The 18,221-nt window shown below is 67.2% G+C and carries 18 protein-coding genes; 11 read left to right on the top strand and 7 right to left on the bottom strand.

Annotation, left to right across the window (positions count from 1 at the left end; all coding sequences use genetic code 11):
* Nucleotides 1-506: 506 nt before the first annotated feature.
* The 5 genes from KP010_RS14930 (at nucleotide 507) to KP010_RS14910 (ending at nucleotide 6,402) form a co-directional block, all read left to right on the top strand.
* Nucleotides 507-2,354, top strand: a complete 1,848-nt coding sequence (locus KP010_RS14930; RefSeq protein WP_246659877.1) for a bifunctional diguanylate cyclase/phosphodiesterase — start codon at nucleotides 507-509, stop codon at nucleotides 2,352-2,354.
* Nucleotides 2,355-2,520: 166 nt separating this feature from the next.
* Nucleotides 2,521-4,617 (top strand): sensor domain-containing diguanylate cyclase, encoded by a 2,097-nt coding sequence (locus KP010_RS14925; RefSeq protein WP_216281031.1) that lies wholly within the window; start codon nucleotides 2,521-2,523, stop codon nucleotides 4,615-4,617.
* 89 nt (nucleotides 4,618-4,706) lie between these two features.
* Nucleotides 4,707-5,603 carry a radical SAM protein gene (locus tag KP010_RS14920; protein ID WP_142864520.1) on the top strand — a complete coding sequence of 299 codons (897 nt, stop codon included), beginning with the start codon at nucleotides 4,707-4,709 and terminating at the stop codon, nucleotides 5,601-5,603.
* Nucleotides 5,604-5,702: 99 nt separating this feature from the next.
* Nucleotides 5,703-5,897 (top strand): hypothetical protein, encoded by a 195-nt coding sequence (locus tag KP010_RS14915; protein ID WP_108916041.1) that lies wholly within the window; start codon nucleotides 5,703-5,705, stop codon nucleotides 5,895-5,897.
* A gap of 64 nt (nucleotides 5,898-5,961) precedes the next feature.
* A complete protein-coding gene (locus tag KP010_RS14910) occupies nucleotides 5,962-6,402 on the top strand; it encodes a VOC family protein (RefSeq protein WP_142864519.1) in 441 nt (146 codons plus the stop codon).
* Between the two features lie 37 nt (nucleotides 6,403-6,439).
* On the opposite strand, the gene KP010_RS14905 is transcribed toward KP010_RS14910, so the two are convergent.
* Nucleotides 6,440-6,730: a hypothetical protein gene (locus KP010_RS14905; RefSeq protein WP_142864518.1), complete on the bottom strand. Its 291-nt coding sequence runs from the start codon at nucleotides 6,728-6,730 to the stop codon at nucleotides 6,440-6,442.
* Between the two features lie 391 nt (nucleotides 6,731-7,121).
* Here KP010_RS14905 and KP010_RS14900 point away from each other — a divergent pair, with 391 nt between their 5' ends.
* Both KP010_RS14900 and KP010_RS14895 read left to right on the top strand, forming a co-directional pair.
* Nucleotides 7,122-7,553 carry a hypothetical protein gene (locus tag KP010_RS14900; protein ID WP_246660005.1) on the top strand — a complete coding sequence of 144 codons (432 nt, stop codon included), beginning with the start codon at nucleotides 7,122-7,124 and terminating at the stop codon, nucleotides 7,551-7,553.
* Nucleotides 7,554-7,633: 80 nt separating this feature from the next.
* A complete protein-coding gene (locus KP010_RS14895) occupies nucleotides 7,634-8,287 on the top strand; it encodes a DedA family protein (RefSeq protein ID WP_142864517.1) in 654 nt (217 codons plus the stop codon).
* A gap of 10 nt (nucleotides 8,288-8,297) precedes the next feature.
* On the opposite strand, the gene KP010_RS14890 is transcribed toward KP010_RS14895, so the two are convergent.
* From KP010_RS14890 to KP010_RS14880, 3 genes are all read right to left on the bottom strand, one after another.
* Nucleotides 8,298-8,609 carry a DUF1640 domain-containing protein gene (locus tag KP010_RS14890; protein WP_142864516.1) on the bottom strand — a complete coding sequence of 104 codons (312 nt, stop codon included), beginning with the start codon at nucleotides 8,607-8,609 and terminating at the stop codon, nucleotides 8,298-8,300.
* A 63-nt stretch (nucleotides 8,610-8,672) separates the two neighbouring features.
* Nucleotides 8,673-9,572: a bifunctional helix-turn-helix domain-containing protein/methylated-DNA--[protein]-cysteine S-methyltransferase gene (locus KP010_RS14885; RefSeq protein ID WP_246660004.1), complete on the bottom strand. Its 900-nt coding sequence runs from the start codon at nucleotides 9,570-9,572 to the stop codon at nucleotides 8,673-8,675.
* The gene (locus tag KP010_RS14880) at nucleotides 9,535-10,116 is read right to left on the bottom strand and encodes a DUF2244 domain-containing protein (RefSeq protein ID WP_371824211.1); all 582 of its coding nucleotides are present in this window, start codon (nucleotides 10,114-10,116) and stop codon (nucleotides 9,535-9,537) included. The genes KP010_RS14885 and KP010_RS14880 overlap by 38 nt, the downstream gene beginning before the upstream one ends.
* 44 nt (nucleotides 10,117-10,160) lie before the next feature.
* Here KP010_RS14880 and nth point away from each other — a divergent pair, with 44 nt between their 5' ends.
* From nth to KP010_RS14860, 4 genes are all read left to right on the top strand, one after another.
* Nucleotides 10,161-10,850, top strand: a complete 690-nt coding sequence (gene nth / locus KP010_RS14875; RefSeq protein WP_216281022.1) for an endonuclease III — start codon at nucleotides 10,161-10,163, stop codon at nucleotides 10,848-10,850.
* Between the two features lie 406 nt (nucleotides 10,851-11,256).
* Nucleotides 11,257-11,949: a glutathione S-transferase family protein gene (locus KP010_RS14870; protein WP_216281020.1), complete on the top strand. Its 693-nt coding sequence runs from the start codon at nucleotides 11,257-11,259 to the stop codon at nucleotides 11,947-11,949.
* Complete coding sequence (gene queG, locus KP010_RS14865; protein ID WP_142864524.1) at nucleotides 11,946-13,076, top strand: tRNA epoxyqueuosine(34) reductase QueG; 1,131 nt, start codon at nucleotides 11,946-11,948, stop codon at nucleotides 13,074-13,076. Before KP010_RS14870 ends, queG begins: the two co-directional genes overlap by 4 nt.
* A 119-nt stretch (nucleotides 13,077-13,195) precedes the next feature.
* The gene (locus KP010_RS14860; protein ID WP_142864512.1) at nucleotides 13,196-14,443 is read left to right on the top strand and encodes a hypothetical protein; all 1,248 of its coding nucleotides are present in this window, start codon (nucleotides 13,196-13,198) and stop codon (nucleotides 14,441-14,443) included.
* Nucleotide 14,444: 1 nt separating this feature from the next.
* Here KP010_RS14860 and KP010_RS14855 read toward each other — a convergent pair whose 3' ends face one another.
* The 3 genes from KP010_RS14855 to KP010_RS14845 form a co-directional block, all read right to left on the bottom strand.
* Nucleotides 14,445-14,753, bottom strand: coding sequence for a hypothetical protein (locus KP010_RS14855; protein ID WP_216281018.1), 309 nt, complete (start codon nucleotides 14,751-14,753; stop codon nucleotides 14,445-14,447).
* A gap of 150 nt (nucleotides 14,754-14,903) precedes the next feature.
* Nucleotides 14,904-15,230 carry a hypothetical protein gene (locus KP010_RS14850; protein WP_246660002.1) on the bottom strand — a complete coding sequence of 109 codons (327 nt, stop codon included), beginning with the start codon at nucleotides 15,228-15,230 and terminating at the stop codon, nucleotides 14,904-14,906.
* Between the two features lie 154 nt (nucleotides 15,231-15,384).
* Entirely contained in the window at nucleotides 15,385-18,087 is a 2,703-nt protein-coding gene (locus KP010_RS14845) for a sensor histidine kinase KdpD (RefSeq protein WP_216281017.1), read from the bottom strand.
* Between the last annotated feature and the right edge of the window lie 134 nt (nucleotides 18,088-18,221).

The raw sequence follows: 18,221 nt of genomic DNA, 5'->3' as shown, positions 1-18,221 counted from the left end.
CCGGCGGGTCATTGTCTCTCGTGACGGCGCGCCCATCTCCCAGAGGACCGCCGCCGCCCGCGGCTGCTCGAGATTGGGCCAATGACGCGGCCAAGGCAAGCCTCGTTGAGCCTCGTCCATTAGCCTCGTGACCGATGAGCCTCGCGATCGATGAGCCCTCGCGATTTCGAACGCCGCGCGGCCAACGGCTCGCCCTGCTGCGCTGTTTTTTCGCAGGCTCGACATTCGGAGCGCGAACGGAACGGGGAAGCATCTGCGATGCTCTTGATCCGGCGCTGATATATTGCGCTACAGCTCTGCGCTACACATCAGCGCTCGGACATGCGATAATGCTCTGGGGCTGAAGCGGATGCTCGGCGCGGCGGTCGACTCGGCGACGCCAGCGCGTTATTTTCAGTCTCCCTACCATTGTCGACCGCCAATTTTCCGGGAAGGTCGATTTCATATCTTATCGACACGGTCGAGATACGACAAAAAGAGAATATTTTCTTCCAAGGGCGAGGCAAATGCTCGAACTCGACTGTGACAACTGCTCGAACGCCACAATGCAAGGTCTGCGCGCGCTTCAGCATGATGTGCTCGAGCGGCTGGCGCGCGGCAGGCCGTTGCAAGAGACGATGAACGAGCTTTGTCGCCGCGCCGAGCAGCTCGTCCCCCCTGTCATCTGCTCGGTCCTCACCGTCGACCGCGAGGGCCGACTGCATCCGCTGGCGGGTCCGAGCCTGCCGGAGCATTATTCATTGGCGCTCGACGGCATGAGAATGGGGCCGGACGCCGGCTCCTGCGGCGTCGCCGCCTATTTCGGCGAGCCGATCGAAGCCACCGACATAGAGACCGACCCGCGCTGGGCCGATTTTCGCGCCTTGGCGCTTCCGCTCGGCCTGCGCGCCTGCTGGTCGTCGCCGATTCGCGCCTCCAATGATCGCGTCGTCGGCACTTTCGCTTTCTATTATCCGTCCTGCCGGGGCGCCAGCCCGCTCGACCGCACGATCGTCGAAACTTGCGTGCATCTTTGCGCGATCGCTCTGGAGCAGGAGGAGCGCAAGGAGCGCATCCGTCGGCTCGCCTATTTCGACGCCGTCACCGGAATCGCCAACCGCGCCGCCATGGAGCAGCTCGGCGAAAGCGCGATCGCCGCCGCCGTGGCCAATGGCTTCGGCGCCGCGATCCACTGCGTCGATCTCGACAATTTCAAGGAGATCAACGACACGCTGGGGCACAGAGCCGGCGATATTCTGCTCAAATCCGTCGGCGAGCGCATTGCCGCCATCGTGAAAAAAGGCGACATCGTCGCCCGCATCGGCGGCGACGAATTCGCGGTGGTCCAGTCGCACGCCGCCTCGCCCGCCGATGTCGGCGGCTTCGCCATGCGGCTGATGGAGGCGATGGCCGCCCCTTTCGACCTCGAGGAGGCGATGGCGACGGTCGGAGTCAGCGTCGGCATCGCCCGCGCGCCGGATGACGGCTTCGATCTGCGAACGCTGATGCGCAAGGCGGATTTCGCTCTATACGAGGCCAAATCCAGCGGCCGCGGCCATTTCCGCTTCTTCGATCCCGGCATCGAATCCCGCATCTCCGCCAATCGCCGAATTTGGCAGGATCTCAAGCAGGCCGTCGACGGCGGCGAGTTCGAGCTCCATTTCCAGCCGATCGTCGCGCTCGGCGTCGCCCGCGTCTGCGGCTATGAGGCGCTGCTGCGATGGCGGCATCCGCGCGACGGCCTGCGGACGCCGGAGGATTTCCTTCCCGTCGCCACCAAGGCCGGCCTCCTGTACGAGATCGGCGCCTGGATATTGAACGAGGCCTGCGCCAGCGCTGCCGCCCTGCCCCCGGATGCGCGCGTCAGCGTCAATGTGAGCGAAGTCCAATTGGAGAAGACCGGCTTCGCGCGCGACGTCGCCGCGGCGCTCGCCGGAGCCGGCATGGACCCGAGCCGGCTGGAGATCGAGATCGCCGGCCCGCTGCGTCTCGACGACAATGCGGAAATTCTGAGCTGCCTGACCGCGATCCGACAACTCGGCGTCTCCATCGCGCTCGATGATTTCGGCGCCGGCGGCGCGACTCTCGCGCATCTTCGGGCGCTGCCGGTCGACCGCGTAAAGGTCGGCCGCTCGCTGACGCAGGCGGCCGCGACCGACCCGCGGGCGGCGACGATCGTCAAAGCCCTCGTCGTCCTCGCGCATGATCTCGGCGTAGCGACGACGGCGGAGGGCGTCGAGACCGACGCGCAACTGCGCATGATGCGCCAGTTCGGCTGCGACGAGATTCAAGGCTTTGTCGTCAGCCCGGCGCAACCGCTCTCCGCCTTCCTCGAAGGCGCAGACGGCGCCCGTCCACCCTTGTCCCTCGCTTAGACTCGATCGGGCGGCGCCCTTCGCTCCGCGCTCGAGGGCTGCGCTCGCCATCGGGAGCGCTAGATTCCCGAGCGATGAGGCTTTTTCCGCCGCCGGCGGAAAGCCGTCCGCGACAATTCGGGAAAAATCGCGTTTCCTCGGCCCGCGGCGCGTCGGAGATCCAACCATGTATCGCACTGGGCGCGATCTGCTTTTCGAGGAGCTGGAAATCGTCGACGCCGCGGCCCTCGACGCCGCGATACGGGCCGATCAGGCGCAAATGCTCGCCGACGGAAGGTCCGTCCTCGTCTTCAATGCGGCGAACGCCGCAATCGTCGCTGGCGTTTTCCACGAATTCTACTCCCGCGCGCAGATCGCCGTCTGGCTGCTCGCCTTCGTCCTTTTGGTGGCGGCGCGCCTGATCCACGCCGGCCGCTTTCGCGCCGACGCGGCTTCTCCGGAGGCGGTCGACCGCTTCCTCACGCTATGGACGCTCGGCTCGACGCTCACCGGCGGCCTTTGGGGCGCCGCCTCCTCGCTTTTGTGGCTGACGCCGGACACGAGCTATCACGCCTTCGTCGTCTTCGCCGCCGGCGGCATGGCGGCCGGCGCGGTCATCACCAACTCCGCCTATCTGCCGGCGATGTTCGGCTTCATCGTGGTGGATGTGCTTCCCGCCATCGTCGCGCTTTTCGCATGGCGGCAGCCGACCGCAATGGCGATGGGGGCGCTGCTCGCCGCCTTCACCGCCGTGCTGATCATCCTCGGCCTGCGCGCCAATGGCTGGCTGATATCGGTGTCGCGGCGCCGGCTCGTGCAGGAAGCGCTGTCGGCCGCGCTGCATCAGCGCAACGCTTTGCTCCACGCCGTCTCGACCGTGGCGACCGAGCTCGCCACAGCGGCCCCGAGCGCCGCCGCCATTCCCGACCTTCTCGAATCCGTCGGCGAAGCCATCGAGGCCGATCGGATTCTCGTCTTCGAATCCGGCTCGGCGCCGACCGCGTCGCCGGCTCTGCTGCATTTCTGGCGGCGGTCCGAATCACCGATCGCGCTGGATGCGACATTCTTCGAGGCCGACGAGGCGCGCGGCGCGTTTTTGTCGGCTCCGCTGCTCGCCGCTCTGACGGAGCGCCGGCCGATGACCGCGGCGACGCGGACGCTCGAATCCGGCCCCGCCAAATCCTTTCTCGAGCAGGCCGGCGTGCGCTCGGTTCTGTTCGCGCCCATCGTCGTCGACGGCGCCGCCTGGGGCTGGATCGAGGTCGAAGACTGCCGCGCCGAGCGCCGATGGACGGCCGCCGAAATCGACGCGCTGCGCATACTCGGCGATCTCATCGCCGGCTCGGTCGCGCGGCGGCGCTATATCGATCGCCTCCGCGACGCCAATGAGGTCGTCGAACGCAGCCCGACGCTGCTGTTCCGCCTGCGCATGGACAGCCGCCGGCCGCGGCTCGTCTATGTGTCCCACAACATAGCACTGTTCGGCTACGATCCATGGGAGCTCACCGATCCGGCGAGCAGCCTCGCCGATTGCGTCCATCCCGACGATCGCGACAAGGTCGGCGCCTCGCTGGCGCGGGCGGCCGCGGATGGAAGCCGCGGCGGCATGGTGGAATTTCGCTTTCGCCGGCGCGACGGCGGCTATCGCTGGCTCGACGCCCGCTACGCCGCGCGCGAGCGTCCCGGCCGTTCGCAGCTGATCGAAGGCGTCGCGCTCGACGTCACCGAGCGCAAGGAGATCGCGGACCAGATCGCGATCCTCGCGCAGACCGACGCTCTGACCGGCCTCGCCAATCGCCGCAGCTTCCTCGATGCGCTGCGCCGCGCCTTCGCGAACGCCGAGGCCGGCGGCGAGCGCTTCTCGCTGCTCTATATCGACGTCGACCATTTCAAGGAGGTCAACGACCGGCTCGGCCATGCGAGCGGCGACGCGCTGCTGGAAGCGCTGGCGGCGCGGCTGAAAGGCCATTGTCGCGCCGGCGACGTCGTCGCGCGGCTCGGCGGCGACGAATTCGCGATATTGCAATCCAACTCGCGCGACGCCGCCAGCGCTTCCGTCATGGCGGCGAAAATCTGCGCGCTCTCGGCGGAGCCCTACGCGCTGCCCGTCGGCGATCTGCGCGCCACGGTGAGCGTCGGCGTCGCTCTCTTCGCCTCCGCGCTGGAGGGGCCGGACGCCATGCTGGCGCGCGCCGACCGCGCGCTCTATCGCGCCAAGGAGAACGGCAGAAACCAATATCGCATCTATTCCGAGACGGCGCCGGCGGATCGTTTCTCGACTTGAATTTTCGCGCGGCGGCGCCGTGAACATCGAGGACGCGCGGCTCGCCGCCCCCATTCCCGTCCCCGCCTCCTCGTATTAGACTCGCGCCCATGACCGACGCCCCCATCCGCTATGTCGAGCCCGTCTTTCGCCCGCCGAGCGAGGCGGAATCGCTGATCCTTCCCGTCACCGACGGCTGCTCCTGGAATCGCTGCAGCTTCTGCGAGATGTACACCGCGCCGCAGAAGCGCTTCCGCCCGAGGGACGAAGCCGAGGTGATGGAGAGCATAAAGCGCTGCGGCGCGCTCTATGGCGCTTCGGTCGCGCGCGTGTTTCTGGCCGATGGCGACGCCATGACATTGTCGACGCGCCGTCTCGCCGCCATTCTCGAGGCGATCCGCCGCGAGCTGCCCGGCGTGCGGCGCGTATCGAGCTATTGCCTGCCGCGCAATGTGAGCCGCAAATCCGTCGCCGAGCTGCGCGATCTCGCCGCGCTCGGCCTCTCGCTCGTCTATGTGGGCGCCGAATCGGGCGATGACGAAGTGCTGGCGAAGGTCGAGAAGGGCGAGACCTTCGCCTCGACGCGCGAGGCGCTGGAAAAGCTCGGCGAGGCCGGGATCAAGCGCTCGGTGATGATTCTCAACGGGCTCGGCGGCGCTGCGCTCAGCCGGGGACACGCCGAAAATTCGGCGGCGCTGATCAACGCCGCGCAGCCGGAGTTTCTGGCGACGCTGGTCGTCAGCTTCCCCAAGGGCGAGGCGCGATTCCGCGCCGATTTCCCCGATTTCGCGCCGCTCGACGTGCCGGGGCTGCTGCGCGAGATGGAGATTTTCCTCTCACGGCTGGAATTGCGGCGGACCGTATTCCGCAGCGACCACGCCTCCAATTGGCTGGTCCTGCGCGGCACGCTCGGCGCCGACAAGCCGCGCCTGCTGGAGCAGCTCCGCGCCGCCATCGCCGCGCCGGAGGCGGCGCCGCTGCGGCCGGCCTGGGCGCGGGGGCTCTGAAGCTTCGCAATATGCGCCGGCGCACAGCGCCGCCCGCCGATCTCGGCCAGGATGCGGCCGGGTCGAAGAGCGGCCATTCGTCGAGAGAAAGATGCGCGCATGATCAAGATCGAGCTCGAGCCGCAGATCGCCAAGGAGCTCCTGATCGTCCTGGAGCGGCGACTGCTGGTTATTCACGAGGTCGAGCAGCGGCTGAAATCCGCGGAGACCGGAACCATCGAGCAGGAGAAGGAGGCGATCATTCCGATGATTATCGCGCTCGAGGGCGCGCTGAAGATACCGCCGCATCAATAGGCGATGCGTCGGAGCGGCGGGACGGCTATGCTGGCCGCCTCCCTCCGACGAAAGGCCCGCCACTATGCAATTCCTCCACACCATGATCCGCGTCGGCGATCTCGACGGCTCGCTGGATTTTTTCTGCGGCAAGCTCGGCCTCGTCGAGGTGCGCCGCACCGAGAACGAGAAGGGCCGCTTCACGCTCGTCTATCTCGCCGCGCCGGACGATCTCCCGCAGGCGAAGAGCGTCGCCGCGCCGCTCGTCGAGCTCACCTATAATTGGGACGAGCATGATTATGCGGGCGGCCGCAATTTCGGCCATCTCGCCTTCGCCGTCGACGATATCTATGCGGTCTGCGCGCGTCTGCAGGCGGCGGGCGTCACCATCAACCGCCCGCCCCGCGACGGCTATATGGCCTTCATCCGCTCGCCCGATCACATCTCGATCGAGCTGTTGCAGAAGGGCGCGCCGCTGCCGCCGGCCGAGCCCTGGAGCTCCATGCCGAATATCGGCGCCTGGTGAGGGCGCGCCGATATTATTACTGAACGCTCGCGAGCGTTCAGTAATAATAATAGTAGCGGCGCCGGCGGCGGAAGCGCGGCCGGTAGTGCCGCCGCCAATAGCGGCGGCGCCAGCGCGGCCGCCACACGCGGCGACGGTAATACCAGTAGGTTTTTTCGACCTGCGCCCGGTCGATATCCTCCTGCGTCGCCACGGCGGCCTCGGGAGCTGGCGCCGGCGCGAGGGGCGCATCGAGCGGCGCGACCGAGGTGAGCGCCAGAGAGGGGCCGGCGGCGAGGGCCGCCGCCGCGCCGACGACGAAAAATTTCATGAAAGAGCGGCGTTCCATCGACATTCCTCCATAAAGCCGCGGCGATCCGCAACGGCTCTCCAGCAGAAATCGCGCGGCTCGGGCGACCGGCAAGGCCTTCGCCGCGCAGACGGCGGAGCCTCGTGAAACCTTTTCACTTCGACGACGTTTTGCTTACGCGGCCCGGGCGGGGCGCCGGTACGATCGAATAGATTCAAATCAAGTCGAGATTCGTGATGATATGACGGCCAATGACGGGGGAAAAGCTTTGAATGAACTGGTTCGGCGCTTGCGTATCTGGTCCGGCTTTTGCGTATGCGTTTTTGCCCGCGACTTCGTTCCGGCGGCGGAGCGCCGCCTCGAACGGAAGCGGACAATAGCCGGCGCAGGGACGGCGCAGCGCCGCATGAAGACGATGGGAATTTCAAAAATGCGTTCCGACGGGGCCGCAGAGTTTCGTTCGCAGGACGGAGAAAAGGTCATGCTCGTCACCGATCTGATCCATTCATGCTCGAACGACAAGGTCGCGCAGGCGGCGACCTTCTGCATCGGAGGCGTTTTCGCGGAGAGAGTCCTCGCCGTCGCGCAGGAGAATGGGGTCAGCGCCGGGCGTTTCGTGGCCGTGGTGGTGCGCGATTTCGCGCTCCGGGCCGGCGAGACGGAGCGCGCCCAGCTGGCGCGCGAGATGGCCGGCTGCGATCAGCCGATCCTCAGCGGACTGCGCCGAGTGGTCGAGAAAGCGCTGGAAGGCGGCGCGCAATTCGCCGACGATGTGAAGGGCTTCGGAATGCCTTTCGTGCGTCGCGACGGCGGCCTCTCCTTCGATGCGGCGGCCGAGCTGCGCCGCGCCGCCGCACGCTGACCCGCGATCGCGCGCCCCTTGTTCTGGGCCGCCGCGCCGGCGACAATGCCGGTCGACAGCCGGATCGACGAGGGCGACGCATGTCGGGACTGATCGACGAAGCTCAGATCGTCTCCATTCTGACGACCTATGGCTATTGGGCGATATTCTTCATCGTGGCGCTGGAGAGCGCCGGCATTCCGCTGCCCGGCGAGACGACTCTGGTCGGCGCGGCGATCTACGCCGGCCACTCCGGCAATATGGACATCGGGCTGGTCATAGCCGCCGCGGCGGCGGGCGCGATCCTCGGCGACAATATCGGCTATTGGGTAGGACGCGAATTCGGCGTCCGGCTGCTGATGCGCTACGGCTCCCATGTCGGCGTCGGACCGCCGCAATTGCGGCTGGGGCAATATCTCTTCATGCGCTGGGGCGGCGCCATCGTCTTCTTCGGCCGCTTCATCGCGCTATTGCGCATATTGGCGGCCGTGCTCGCCGGCGCCAATCGTTTCGATCCTTTGAAATTCCTTTTCTACAACGCCGCCGGCGGCATATGCTGGTCGCTGGTCTTCGGCCTCGGCGGCTATATCTTCGGCGCCGCCATACAGCGCCTCGCCGGCCCGTTCGGCTGGCTCGGCTTCGCCGTGGCCGCCATCGGCGCTTTCGTCCTATGGCGCTATTGGAAAATCCACGAGGAGCGGCTGACGAAAGAGGCCGAGGCGCATTTCGAGCGCATCGATTATCGCCGGCCGTGACGCGCGGGCGTCAGCTGTGCGTGAGCCCGAGCGCCAAAACGGCGCCGAGAATGACGAGCGTCTGAAAGCCGATCGTTCCGAACAGCCATTTGATGATCTCGGCTTTCGTGGCCTCGATCTTCGCCTCGAGCCGCAGCTCGGCTTTTTCGATCTTCGTCTCCAGGTCCGTCTTTACGGCGGCGAGATCGGCCTTGGTCGCCAGTTCCTGGCTCGTCGCCTCGGCGAAAGCTTCGGCGGTCGCCTTGGCCTGAGCGTGCGGAATGCCGGCGGCCTCGAGCTTCTCCACGAATTTCACCGTATCGAAGGCGACCGCGGCGCTCATTTCTGGTCCTCGTGAGGTGAGCCATCAATATGATGCGGCTCGGCCTTCGCGTCCAGAGCCGCCTCACGCCTCGCTTTCGGCCGGCAGAGGCGCCAGTCGTCCCGCCTCCCAGCCGATGATCGCCTGCTTTCGCGTCAGCCCCCAATGATAGCCGGTGAGCGCGCCGCTCGCTCCGAGCACGCGATGGCAGGGTACGACGAAGGAAACGGGATTGCGCCCTACAGCGGCCCCCACCGCCCGCGCGGCATTGGGCCGACCGAGCCGCCGGGCGATCGCTCCGTAAGTCGTCGCCCGGCCCATATCGATGTCGAGCAGCGCCTCCCAGACCGAAACGTCGAATTCCGAGCCGATCAGCACGAGGCGCAAGGGCTGGTCCGGCCGCCATTCCGCCGGATCGAAGGCGCGTCGCGCGTAAGCCGCGATCGCCGGGCCGTCGAGCGAAAATCGCGCCTTCGGCCAGCGGCGGCGAAGATCGTCGAGGGCCTCCGCGCGCGCGCCGTCGACGAAGCCGAGCCCGGCGAGACCGCGCTCCGTCGCGACCAATATCGCCTCGCCGAAGGGCGAAGAATGGAAGCCGTAGCGCATCTCCAACCCCTCGCCGCCGCGCTTATATTCGCCCGGCGTCAGCGCCTCATGGGTGATGAAGAGATCATGCAGGCGCGAGGGGCCGGAAAGGCCGAGCGAGAGAGAGGCGTCGAGCAGGCTCGCCTCGCCGCCGAGCAGCGCGCGCGCATGGCGCAAAGTCAGCGCCTCGAGCAAGGCCTTGGGCGAGAGCCCCGCCCAGCGGCGGAACAAGGCGCGCAAATGCGCTTCGGAAAGGCCCGCCGCCGCCGCCATCTCCTCGACCGAGGGCTGCCGGCGCCAGTTCTCGCCGATGAAGCGGATCGTCTCGGCGACCTTCTCATAATCCTCCTGCGGCCGCGTTTTAGCGAGAGGAGGGATCGTATCGGAGCGCAGGGTCATGCGGCGCATCATGGCGCGGGCGGGCGGGCGCCGCCACCCGAAAACGTCTCGAATAATACGGCCCGCGCTTGGCCTCCGCGAGCGCGCGGGAAAGCTCCTCGGCGAGCGCCGCCTTCTGTTCCGGCGCGAGAAAGCCGCCGATCTCGATCCGCTCTCCGCGTGAGACGAGCAGCACGCGCTGCATTCCGAACTCCTCGTCTTCCTCCGTCTCGAGCCGCAGCCAATAAGTGTCGAAACGCCGCTCCCGCCGCAGGCCATAGGCGCTCTTCTGGACGATCACCAGCTCGAAGGGGGTAAGGCTGAGAGTTTCGAAGGCCTTGGCCGAGCGGAAGCTGACGCGGAGTGCGACATAGAGCGCCAGCACGTCCAGCCCCATGAAGCCGACGACCGGCCAGGCGCCGAGAATATAGAAGGGAACCGACAGCACGCATGTTCCCGCGCCGAACAGCAGGATGAACACATGCGCCTGCCGCAGCGTCATCGAGCGATGCGGTATCAGCCGCGTCTGATAAATGGCTTCCGCAGAAGGAGCGCTCGCCGTCACGCCGCCGCCTTTCGTTCTCCAGAACGCCGAGTTATAACGCCTTTATGCCGAACGAAAAGAGCTCGCTCGCCAAGGCGCGGCGCCCTGCATCGCCGCGTAGCCGCGAGGCTGCGCGCATCGATGAGATTTTCGCGCGTCTCAAGGCGGCCGATCCGCACCCCAAAGGCGAGCTCGAGCATGTGAATATCTTCACTCTGCTCGTCGCCGTGGTGCTCTCCGCCCAGGCCACCGACGTCGGCGTCAACAAGGCGACGCGCGCTCTGTTCAAAATCGCCGACACGCCGCAAAAAATGCTCGCGCTCGGCGTCGAAGGGCTCTGCGGCTATATCAAGACGATCGGCCTCTATCCGACCAAGGCGAAGAATGTCATCGCCCTCTGCGCGCAGCTGATCGAGAAGCACGGCGGCGAGGTGCCCTGCGACCGCGAGGCTCTGCAGGCGCTGCCCGGCGTCGGCCGCAAGACCGCCAATGTGGTGCTCAACATCGCCTTTCATGTGCCGGTGATCGCGGTGGACACGCATATTTTCCGCGTCTCCAACCGGCTGCCGCTCACCAAGGGCAAGACAGTCGAGCAGGTGGAAGCGGGCCTCGAGAAAATCGTGCCCGAGCGCTTCAAGCTCCACGCGCATCACTGGCTGATCCTGCATGGCCGCTATGTGTGCAAGGCGCGCAAGCCCGAATGCGAGCGCTGCATCATCGCCGATCTCTGCCGCTTCGAGGGCAAGACGATCTGAGAGGGCAAGACGATCCGACGGCCAGCCCGCTCTTTTCGGGCCGGAATGTGCGCCAGCGCACGAACGCCGACCCGCTCTCCCGCTAGACCAAAGCCATAGTCTGGCCGCGTGGAGGGAGGGGTCATGCGTTTCGAATTCTCCGCCCCTCGCGCGCGCCGGACCGAGGCCACGAATCAGAAACCATTCATTAACGCAGCCCATAAAAAAGGCGGGTCGCGGCCGGTTTCGCAGGCGCCCGCGCCGGTCGGCATTACGCGTATTATTTTCAGACAATTAGAGCGAAGCCAAAGCCCGGCGGAGCACAATCTCCACGCTTGTCGCGCCGCGCGCTCCGACTTATACGAACGTCTCCGCTTTCGCGCGGCCAGGCGCAGTTTCCGGCGTTTCGCCGTCACATCACGGCTCCATGCCCACTCTCTATCATCACCCGCTCTGCCCCCATTCCCGCTTCGTGCGGCTGATTCTCGCCGAATACGGGATCGAGACGACGCTGGTCGAGGTGCGGGCGGCCGAGCGGCGGCGGGAATTTCTGACGCTCGATCCGGCCGGCAAGACGCCGGTGCTGGTCGACGACGACGGGACCGTGATTCCGGGCGCGAGCGTCATTGTCGAATATCTCGAGGATTGCCTGCCGCCGGACTTCCGCGGCCTGCGGCTGATGCCGGCTGGCCTGCACGAGCGCATAGAGACGCGCCGGCTGATCGAATGGTTCAATGTCAAATTCTTCGACGAGGTGACGAATTATCTCGTCATGGAGAAAGTCTACAAGCGCTTTCTCGCGCCGGAGATCGGCGGCGGCGCGCCGGACATGGACCTGCTGCGGGTCGCGCGCGCCAATCTGCGTCCCCATATTCGCTATATCGGCTATTTGACCGAGGCGCGGCGCTGGCTGGCGGGCGAATCCCTCACCTATGCGGATTTCGCCGCTGCGGCTCATCTTTCCTGCGTCGACTATCTGGGCGACGTGCCATGGGACGAAGACGAGACGGTCAAGCATTGGTATCAGCGGATCAAGTCGCGGCCGGCCTTCCGTCCCCTGCTGGCCGATCGCACGCCGGGCATGACGCCGGGGCCGGTCTACGCCGAGTTGGACTTCTGACCCTCGAGCAGGCGCTGCGTCGCCGCGCGGCCGCGCTCGGCTTCGATCTCTGCGCCATTACGTCCGCCGACGCCCCGGCGAAGGCCGGCGAGCGTCTCGCCCAATGGCTCGAATCCGGCGGCCATGGCGATATGGAGTGGATGGCGGAAACCGCCGAGCGGCGCGCCGCGCCGAAGGCGCTGTGGCCACAGGCGCGCTCCATAATAATGCTCGGGGTCGACTATGGCGCGTCCGGTGATCCGCTGGCGACGCTGGCGAAGCCCGATCGCGGCGCCGTCTCGCTCTACGCGCGCCGCCGCGATTATCACGAGGTCATAAAGGGAAGGCTGAAGCAGCTCGCCGGCTTTCTGCTGGCGCAGGCCGGCGGCGGCGAGGTCAAGGTCTTCGTCGACACGGCGCCGGTGATGGAAAAACCATTGGCGCAGGCTGCCGGGCTCGGCTGGCAGGGCAAGCACACCAATCTCGTCTCGCGGCGCTTCGGCTCCTGGCTGCTGCTCGGCGCGATCTTCACCGATCTTTCGCTCACGCCCGATGCACCCGAGGAGGACCATTGCGGCTCCTGCCGCGCCTGTCTCGACGCCTGCCCGACCAAGGCCTTTCCGGCGCCCTACCAGCTCGATGCGCGGCGCTGCGTCGCCTATCTCACCATAGAGCACAAGGGCCAGATTCCGCGCGAGTTTCGCGAAGCCGTCGGCAATCGGATCTTCGGCTGCGACGATTGTCTTTCCGTCTGCCCCTGGAACAAATTCGCGCAGGCGACGCGGGACGCCAAGCTCGCCCTGCGCGAGGACCTCGCCGAGCTTCCTCTCGCCGATCTCGCCGCGCTGGACGACGCCGGCTTTCGCGCGCTCTTCGCCGGAACGCCGGTCAAGCGGCTCGGCCATGCGCGCTTTCGGCGTAATGTCGCCATAGCGATCGGCAATTCGAAACGTCCCGCTCTCGCCTTCGCGGTCGAGCCGCTGCTCGGCGATTCGTCGCCGCTGGCGCGCGGCGCGGCGGTATGGGCGCTGGCGCGGCTGCTGCCTAGGGGAGATTTTTCCATGCTCGCCGGGAAGGCCCTACCAGAGGAAGACGACGGCTCCGTACGCGAGGAGTGGGCAAAAGAGACACACCCAACGAAAAAGTGACGTCGCGACACAGATTGCCGCGGCGCAACGCCGGCGCGTCCATGGATTCGCCGCAGCACAAACAGTAGACTTCTCCGCGCCGCCCTCGGGGCGCGCGCCCCACGCCGAACGCCGCCGCCATGTCCAATATTTCGCGACGCACAATAGATGATCCAGCCGCCGAGGCGGCGCGCCTTTTGGCGCGCCTCAGCATCATGCTGCTGTTCATCATCTCACAGCTGGCGCCGATCGTGACGCGGCAGACCATCTATATTCTGCTGCCCATCGGCGCCGCTCTGCTGCTGCTCTCGGCGAGCCTCGCGCCACAGACGCGGCGCCTGCGGGAGATCGCCGCGCTGGCGCTGACGCCGACGGCGCTGGCCGCATTCTTCTTCGTCGGCTGGACCGGATTGTCCCTCGCCTGGACGCCTTTCGGCGCCGGCCCGGCCGAGCGCTACGCCAAGAGCGCCGCGACTCTGGCGCTGGTCGCCGCCGCCTGCGCGCTGCTGCCGACGCGGACCAAGACCTCCAATCTCAATCTTCTGCCGATCGGCACCGGCGCCGCAGCGGCGGCGCTCGCCGCCGTCGCCTTTCTCTCGGCGAGCGGCGGCGATCAGCCCGCCGATCTCGACAGCAACGCCCTGCAGCGCGCCGGCCTCGGACTGGCGCTGGCGATCTGGCCGGCGCTCGGCGCGCTGGCGCTACGCGGCCGCTGGGTTTCGGCCGCGATCGTCGCCCTCGTCAGCGTCGCCGCCTGCCTGCTGGCGCGCGCGCCCAATGTCTTGCCGGCGCTCCTCGTCGGCGCGCTCGTGCTGGCGCTGTCCTTCGGCAAGGCGCGGCGCGCCGGCTCGCTGCTGGCGATCGTCTCGGCGGCTCTGATCCTGCTCGCGCCGCTGGCGCCGATTCTCCTGCATTTCGCAGCGCCCGAGCGTCTGCCCGCCTTCGCTGCGCCGCTGGAGAATTGGGGACTCGAAACCTGGGGCCGAATCATCGCCAATGACGGGCCGCGGCTTCTCATCGGCCATGGCTTCGGCGCGGCGGTGTTCGGCGTCGCCGGTCATTATCTCTATCCCGACACGCCGCGCAGCCTGCTGTTCCAGGTGTGGTTCGATCTCGGCATTCTCGGCGCGCTCGGCCTCGCCGCCGTCGTCGCGCGCGCCTTCTATGTCATCGGACGGACGCGGCCGGTGCTCGCGCCTTTCCTGCTCGGCGGATTGGCGACCGGGCTGACGATCTGCGTGCTGGGACCGGCGGCCGAGCAGCTCTGGTGGCTGACGCTCGCCGGCCTCGACGCCATCGCCTTCGCGCTGGTGCTGAAAGGTCAGTTCCGCACGCGCCGTCCGCGCGTCGAGCCCAATTGGGGCATGGGCCGAATCGGCGCCCGCTGAGTCACTGCGAACAGGCGATTCCCCGCGTCACGCTCACCTGGCCGTCCGAGCCTTCGACGCGGGTGACGGCGAGCGCGCAATCCTCGTCATCGCCGCCATAGACGCGGCCGATCAATATGGCCGGTCCGTCGCCGAAGGGACGCAGCGCCGTCGCGCTGTCGCCGAGCGTCGCTTTCACGATCGGGAGCGGGGCGAGCGCCGGCTGGAACCGCGCGCCGAGCGAGGGCGTGGCGGCGATGGATGCGCCGAGGCTCGCGGCGACGGTCACGGCGGCGAGGACGGAAAGCTTACGCGCAGAAAGCTCAGGCATGGAACGACGCTCCCGGCGAAGGGCCGACGGGAGCGATCAATTCTCCCCGAAGCGTCGGCCGCGCCTCTCATGGGCTGTAACGCGGCGACGTCCGGGAGGGTTGCAAGCACAGTAGAAACCGAAAGGCGAGGCCAAAGCCTCGCCCTCTCGTTACTCGCAGACGCGGGTGGGGCGATAGCCGATGACGACGCCATATTCGTCGAACACCGGCCGGCGCTCGCGCCAGCAGCGATAGGGCGGCGGCGCTTCATAGACGGGCGCCGGATAATAGGCCGGCGCGCCGTAATAGGGCGGCGGCGGCGGAGCCGAATGCGCCGAGCTGCCGGCGAGCGCGCCGAGCGCGAAACCGCCGATGCCCGCCGCAATGGCCGCGCCCGGATCGCCCGCGGCCGCTGGCGCGGCGGTGACGATCGGCGCGACGCCGAGGGCGAGCGCGACGAAGACGCCCGCGATTTTCCGTCCCGAAATCTCCTTCATGACTCTCTCCATTACCCCTCGAGGCGTCGCTCGCACGGCCTGTCCCCGAGCAGCCCACTCGCCGAGCGCGGTCGATGAAAACGAGAAAACGTAAATGAACGGCGAAAACGTGGCCGCTATGCTCACGCCGCGCGATTTTCGCGCGGCGATGCATTCACGCCACAGCGCCGCGACGCGGTTGCGGCGGAATGGGAAAGCGCAGCACGATGCGCGTGCCCTTGCGGCGAATCGCCGGGCTCTGCGCCACGACCGTCCCGCCCATCGCCTCGACGAGGCCCCGGCAGATGGAGAGGCCGAGGCCGGCGCCGGCCTTGCGCCCGTCGACGCGGCCGCCGCGATAGAATTTCTCGAATATGCGCTCGAGATCGGCCGGCTTCACGCCCAGCCCTTCGTCGGTCACGGTGAGCAGCAGATCGTCGCCATCGCGCCGCGCATAGACGGAGGCCTGTCCGCCGCCATATTTATGCGCATTGTCGAGCAGGTTGAACACGATCTGCCCGAGCAGGCCGGCGTCGCCGCGAATCGCCGGCAAATCCGGCGCGAGGCTCGCCGAGACCGTCAAATCGGGAAACTCCTTCCGGCTGCGCTCCATCGCCGAACGCACGGCGTCGCCGACATCGACCAATTCGCGCCGCGGCGCCAGCGCGCCCGATTCGATGCGCGACATATCGAGCAGATTGACGATGAAGCGCGACAGGCGCGCCGCCTCCTCCTCTATGGAGGCGAGGAGATCGAGCCGATCCGTATCGGCGAGCCGATCGCCGAGCTGACGCAGGCTGGTGACGGCGCCGGTGATGGAGGCGAGCGGCGTGCGCAAATCGTGAGAGAGCGAGGCGAGCAACGTCGTGCGCAGCTTCTCACTCTCCTCGAGCGCGGCGACGCGCACCGATTCCCCGGCGAGCAGTGAACGATCGATCGCGATAGCCGTCTGCTCGAGAATGGCGGTCAGCATACGCTCGCTCTGCGCGGAGGGCGTCTCCGGCGCGGCTTTCGGCTCGAGGCCGATGACGGCCATGACGCCGCGCGACGTCGTCAGCGGACGAAATTCGAAGCGAATATTCGGCAGAGTGCCGCTGCGCAGACCGGCCGGCTCGCCGCGCTCATAGGCCCAGCGCGCCGCCGCCTCCTCTTTGGCGTCCAAGCGGTCGATCGGCGGCCAGGCGGCGGAAATCGTCAGCTCGCCATCCTTCGGCACGAGCAGCGCGACGCATTTGGCGTCCAGCGCTTTCTGCGCATGGACGGCGGCCGCCCACAGCACCTCGTCGAGCGAGGCGGCGCTCGACAATTCGCGTGAGAATTCGAACAGAGATTGCGCCGCCTCCGCCCGCGCGCGCATGGCGCGCGACTGCTCACGCACGCGGCCGGCGAGCGAGCCCGTCACTATGGCGACGAATGTGTAGACCAGCAGCGACAAAAATTCATGCGCCTGCGAAATGCTGAATTGATAGCGCGGTTCGACGAAAAAGAAATCGAAAGCGAAGAAGGAGAGAATGGAGGCCGCGACCGCCGACCAGACGCCCGCCGCGAGCGCGCAGAACACGACGGAAGCGAGGAAGATCATCCCGAGATTGGGAAGACGCAGCCACACATCGAGCGGCCAGGCGACGAGAATGGCGAAGGCGACGGAGGCGAGTGTCGCGCCGAGGCCGCGCCAGAACTCGCCATGAGCCGATCGCGCCTTGCGCGGCCGCGCCCCTTCCGCGACGTTCGCGCGGCTTTCCGTGATCACCTGCACGGCGATATCGTCAGATCGCCGCACGATCTCGTCGGTCAGCGATCGGCGCCGCAAGCGCGCGAGAAGCCCCGCATGGCTGCGGCCGACGACGATTTGCGTAATATTCTCGCGCCGTGCGAATCTCAGCGTCTCGCCGGCGAGATCATGGCCGACGACGCGCTCCACATCGGCGCCGAGACGCTCGGCGAGACGCAGCGCATCGTCGACCCGCCGCAAGCGTTCCGCGTCCTGCTCCTCTTCTCCCGCGCGCTCGACATGCAGCGCGATCCAGGGCGCATTCAATCCGGTGGCGAGACGCGCGCCGGCGCGCACGACATATTCCGACAGATCGTCGCCGCCGACGCAGACGAGCAAGCGCTCCGACGTCGCCCATGGTCCCTCTATGGCGCTCTGGCGCAAGTAGTCGACCATCTGATCGTCGACGCGCTCGGCCGTGCGGCGCAGCGCCAATTCGCGCAGAGCGGTGAGATTGCGCGCCGTGAAGAAATGCTGCACGGCGCGCCGCGCCATATCGGGCACATAGACCTTGCCCTCGTTCAACCGCTGCAGCAGCTCGTCCGGCGTCACATCGACGAGCACGACCTCGGCCGCATCCTGCAGCACGCGATCGGGCACGGTCTCGCGCACGGCGACGCCGGTGATGCGCGCGACGACGTCGGCCAAGCTCTCGAGATGCTGAATATTGAGCGCGGTCCAGACGTCGACGCCGCTGTCGAGCAGCTCCTCGACATCTTGCCAACGCTTCGGGTGACGGCTCTCCGGCGCATTGCTGTGCGCGAGCTCGTCGACGAGGATGAGCGCCGGATGTCGCGCGAGCGCCGCGTCTATGTCGAATTCCTCGAGCGTGCGGCCGCGATAATCGATTTTTCGCCGCGGCAAGGTCTCGAGCCCTTCCGCCAAGGCTTCCGTCTCGCCGCGGCCATGCGTCTCGACGAGGCCGATGACGAGATCGACGCCGTCGGCCGCGAGCGCGCGGGCGCGCGCCAGCATCGCATAAGTCTTGCCGACGCCGGGCGCGGCGCCGAGAAAGACGCGCAGCTTGCCGCGCTTCTCCCGATCCGCCAGCGCGAGCAGCGCATCGGGATCGGGCCGGCGCTCGAACTCGTTTCCCGCCTCCGCCATTTTCCTCTCTCGCGACGCTCGTGCTTCGACGACAGAAAATGCTCGCGGCGCGCCGCGCGCGCAAGCGCTGCGGCCACCAAAATCGCCGCATCCGCCCGATCTTTATGAAGCCCTTATACGATCGGTCGAATCGC

The sequence above is a fragment of the Methylosinus sp. KRF6 genome, from assembly GCF_018887255.1.
GTDB classification, from domain to species: Bacteria; Pseudomonadota; Alphaproteobacteria; order Rhizobiales; family Beijerinckiaceae; genus Methylosinus; species Methylosinus sporium.
Note: the sequence above shows the minus strand (reverse complement) of the source record. Positions and strands in the feature narration are given on the sequence as shown.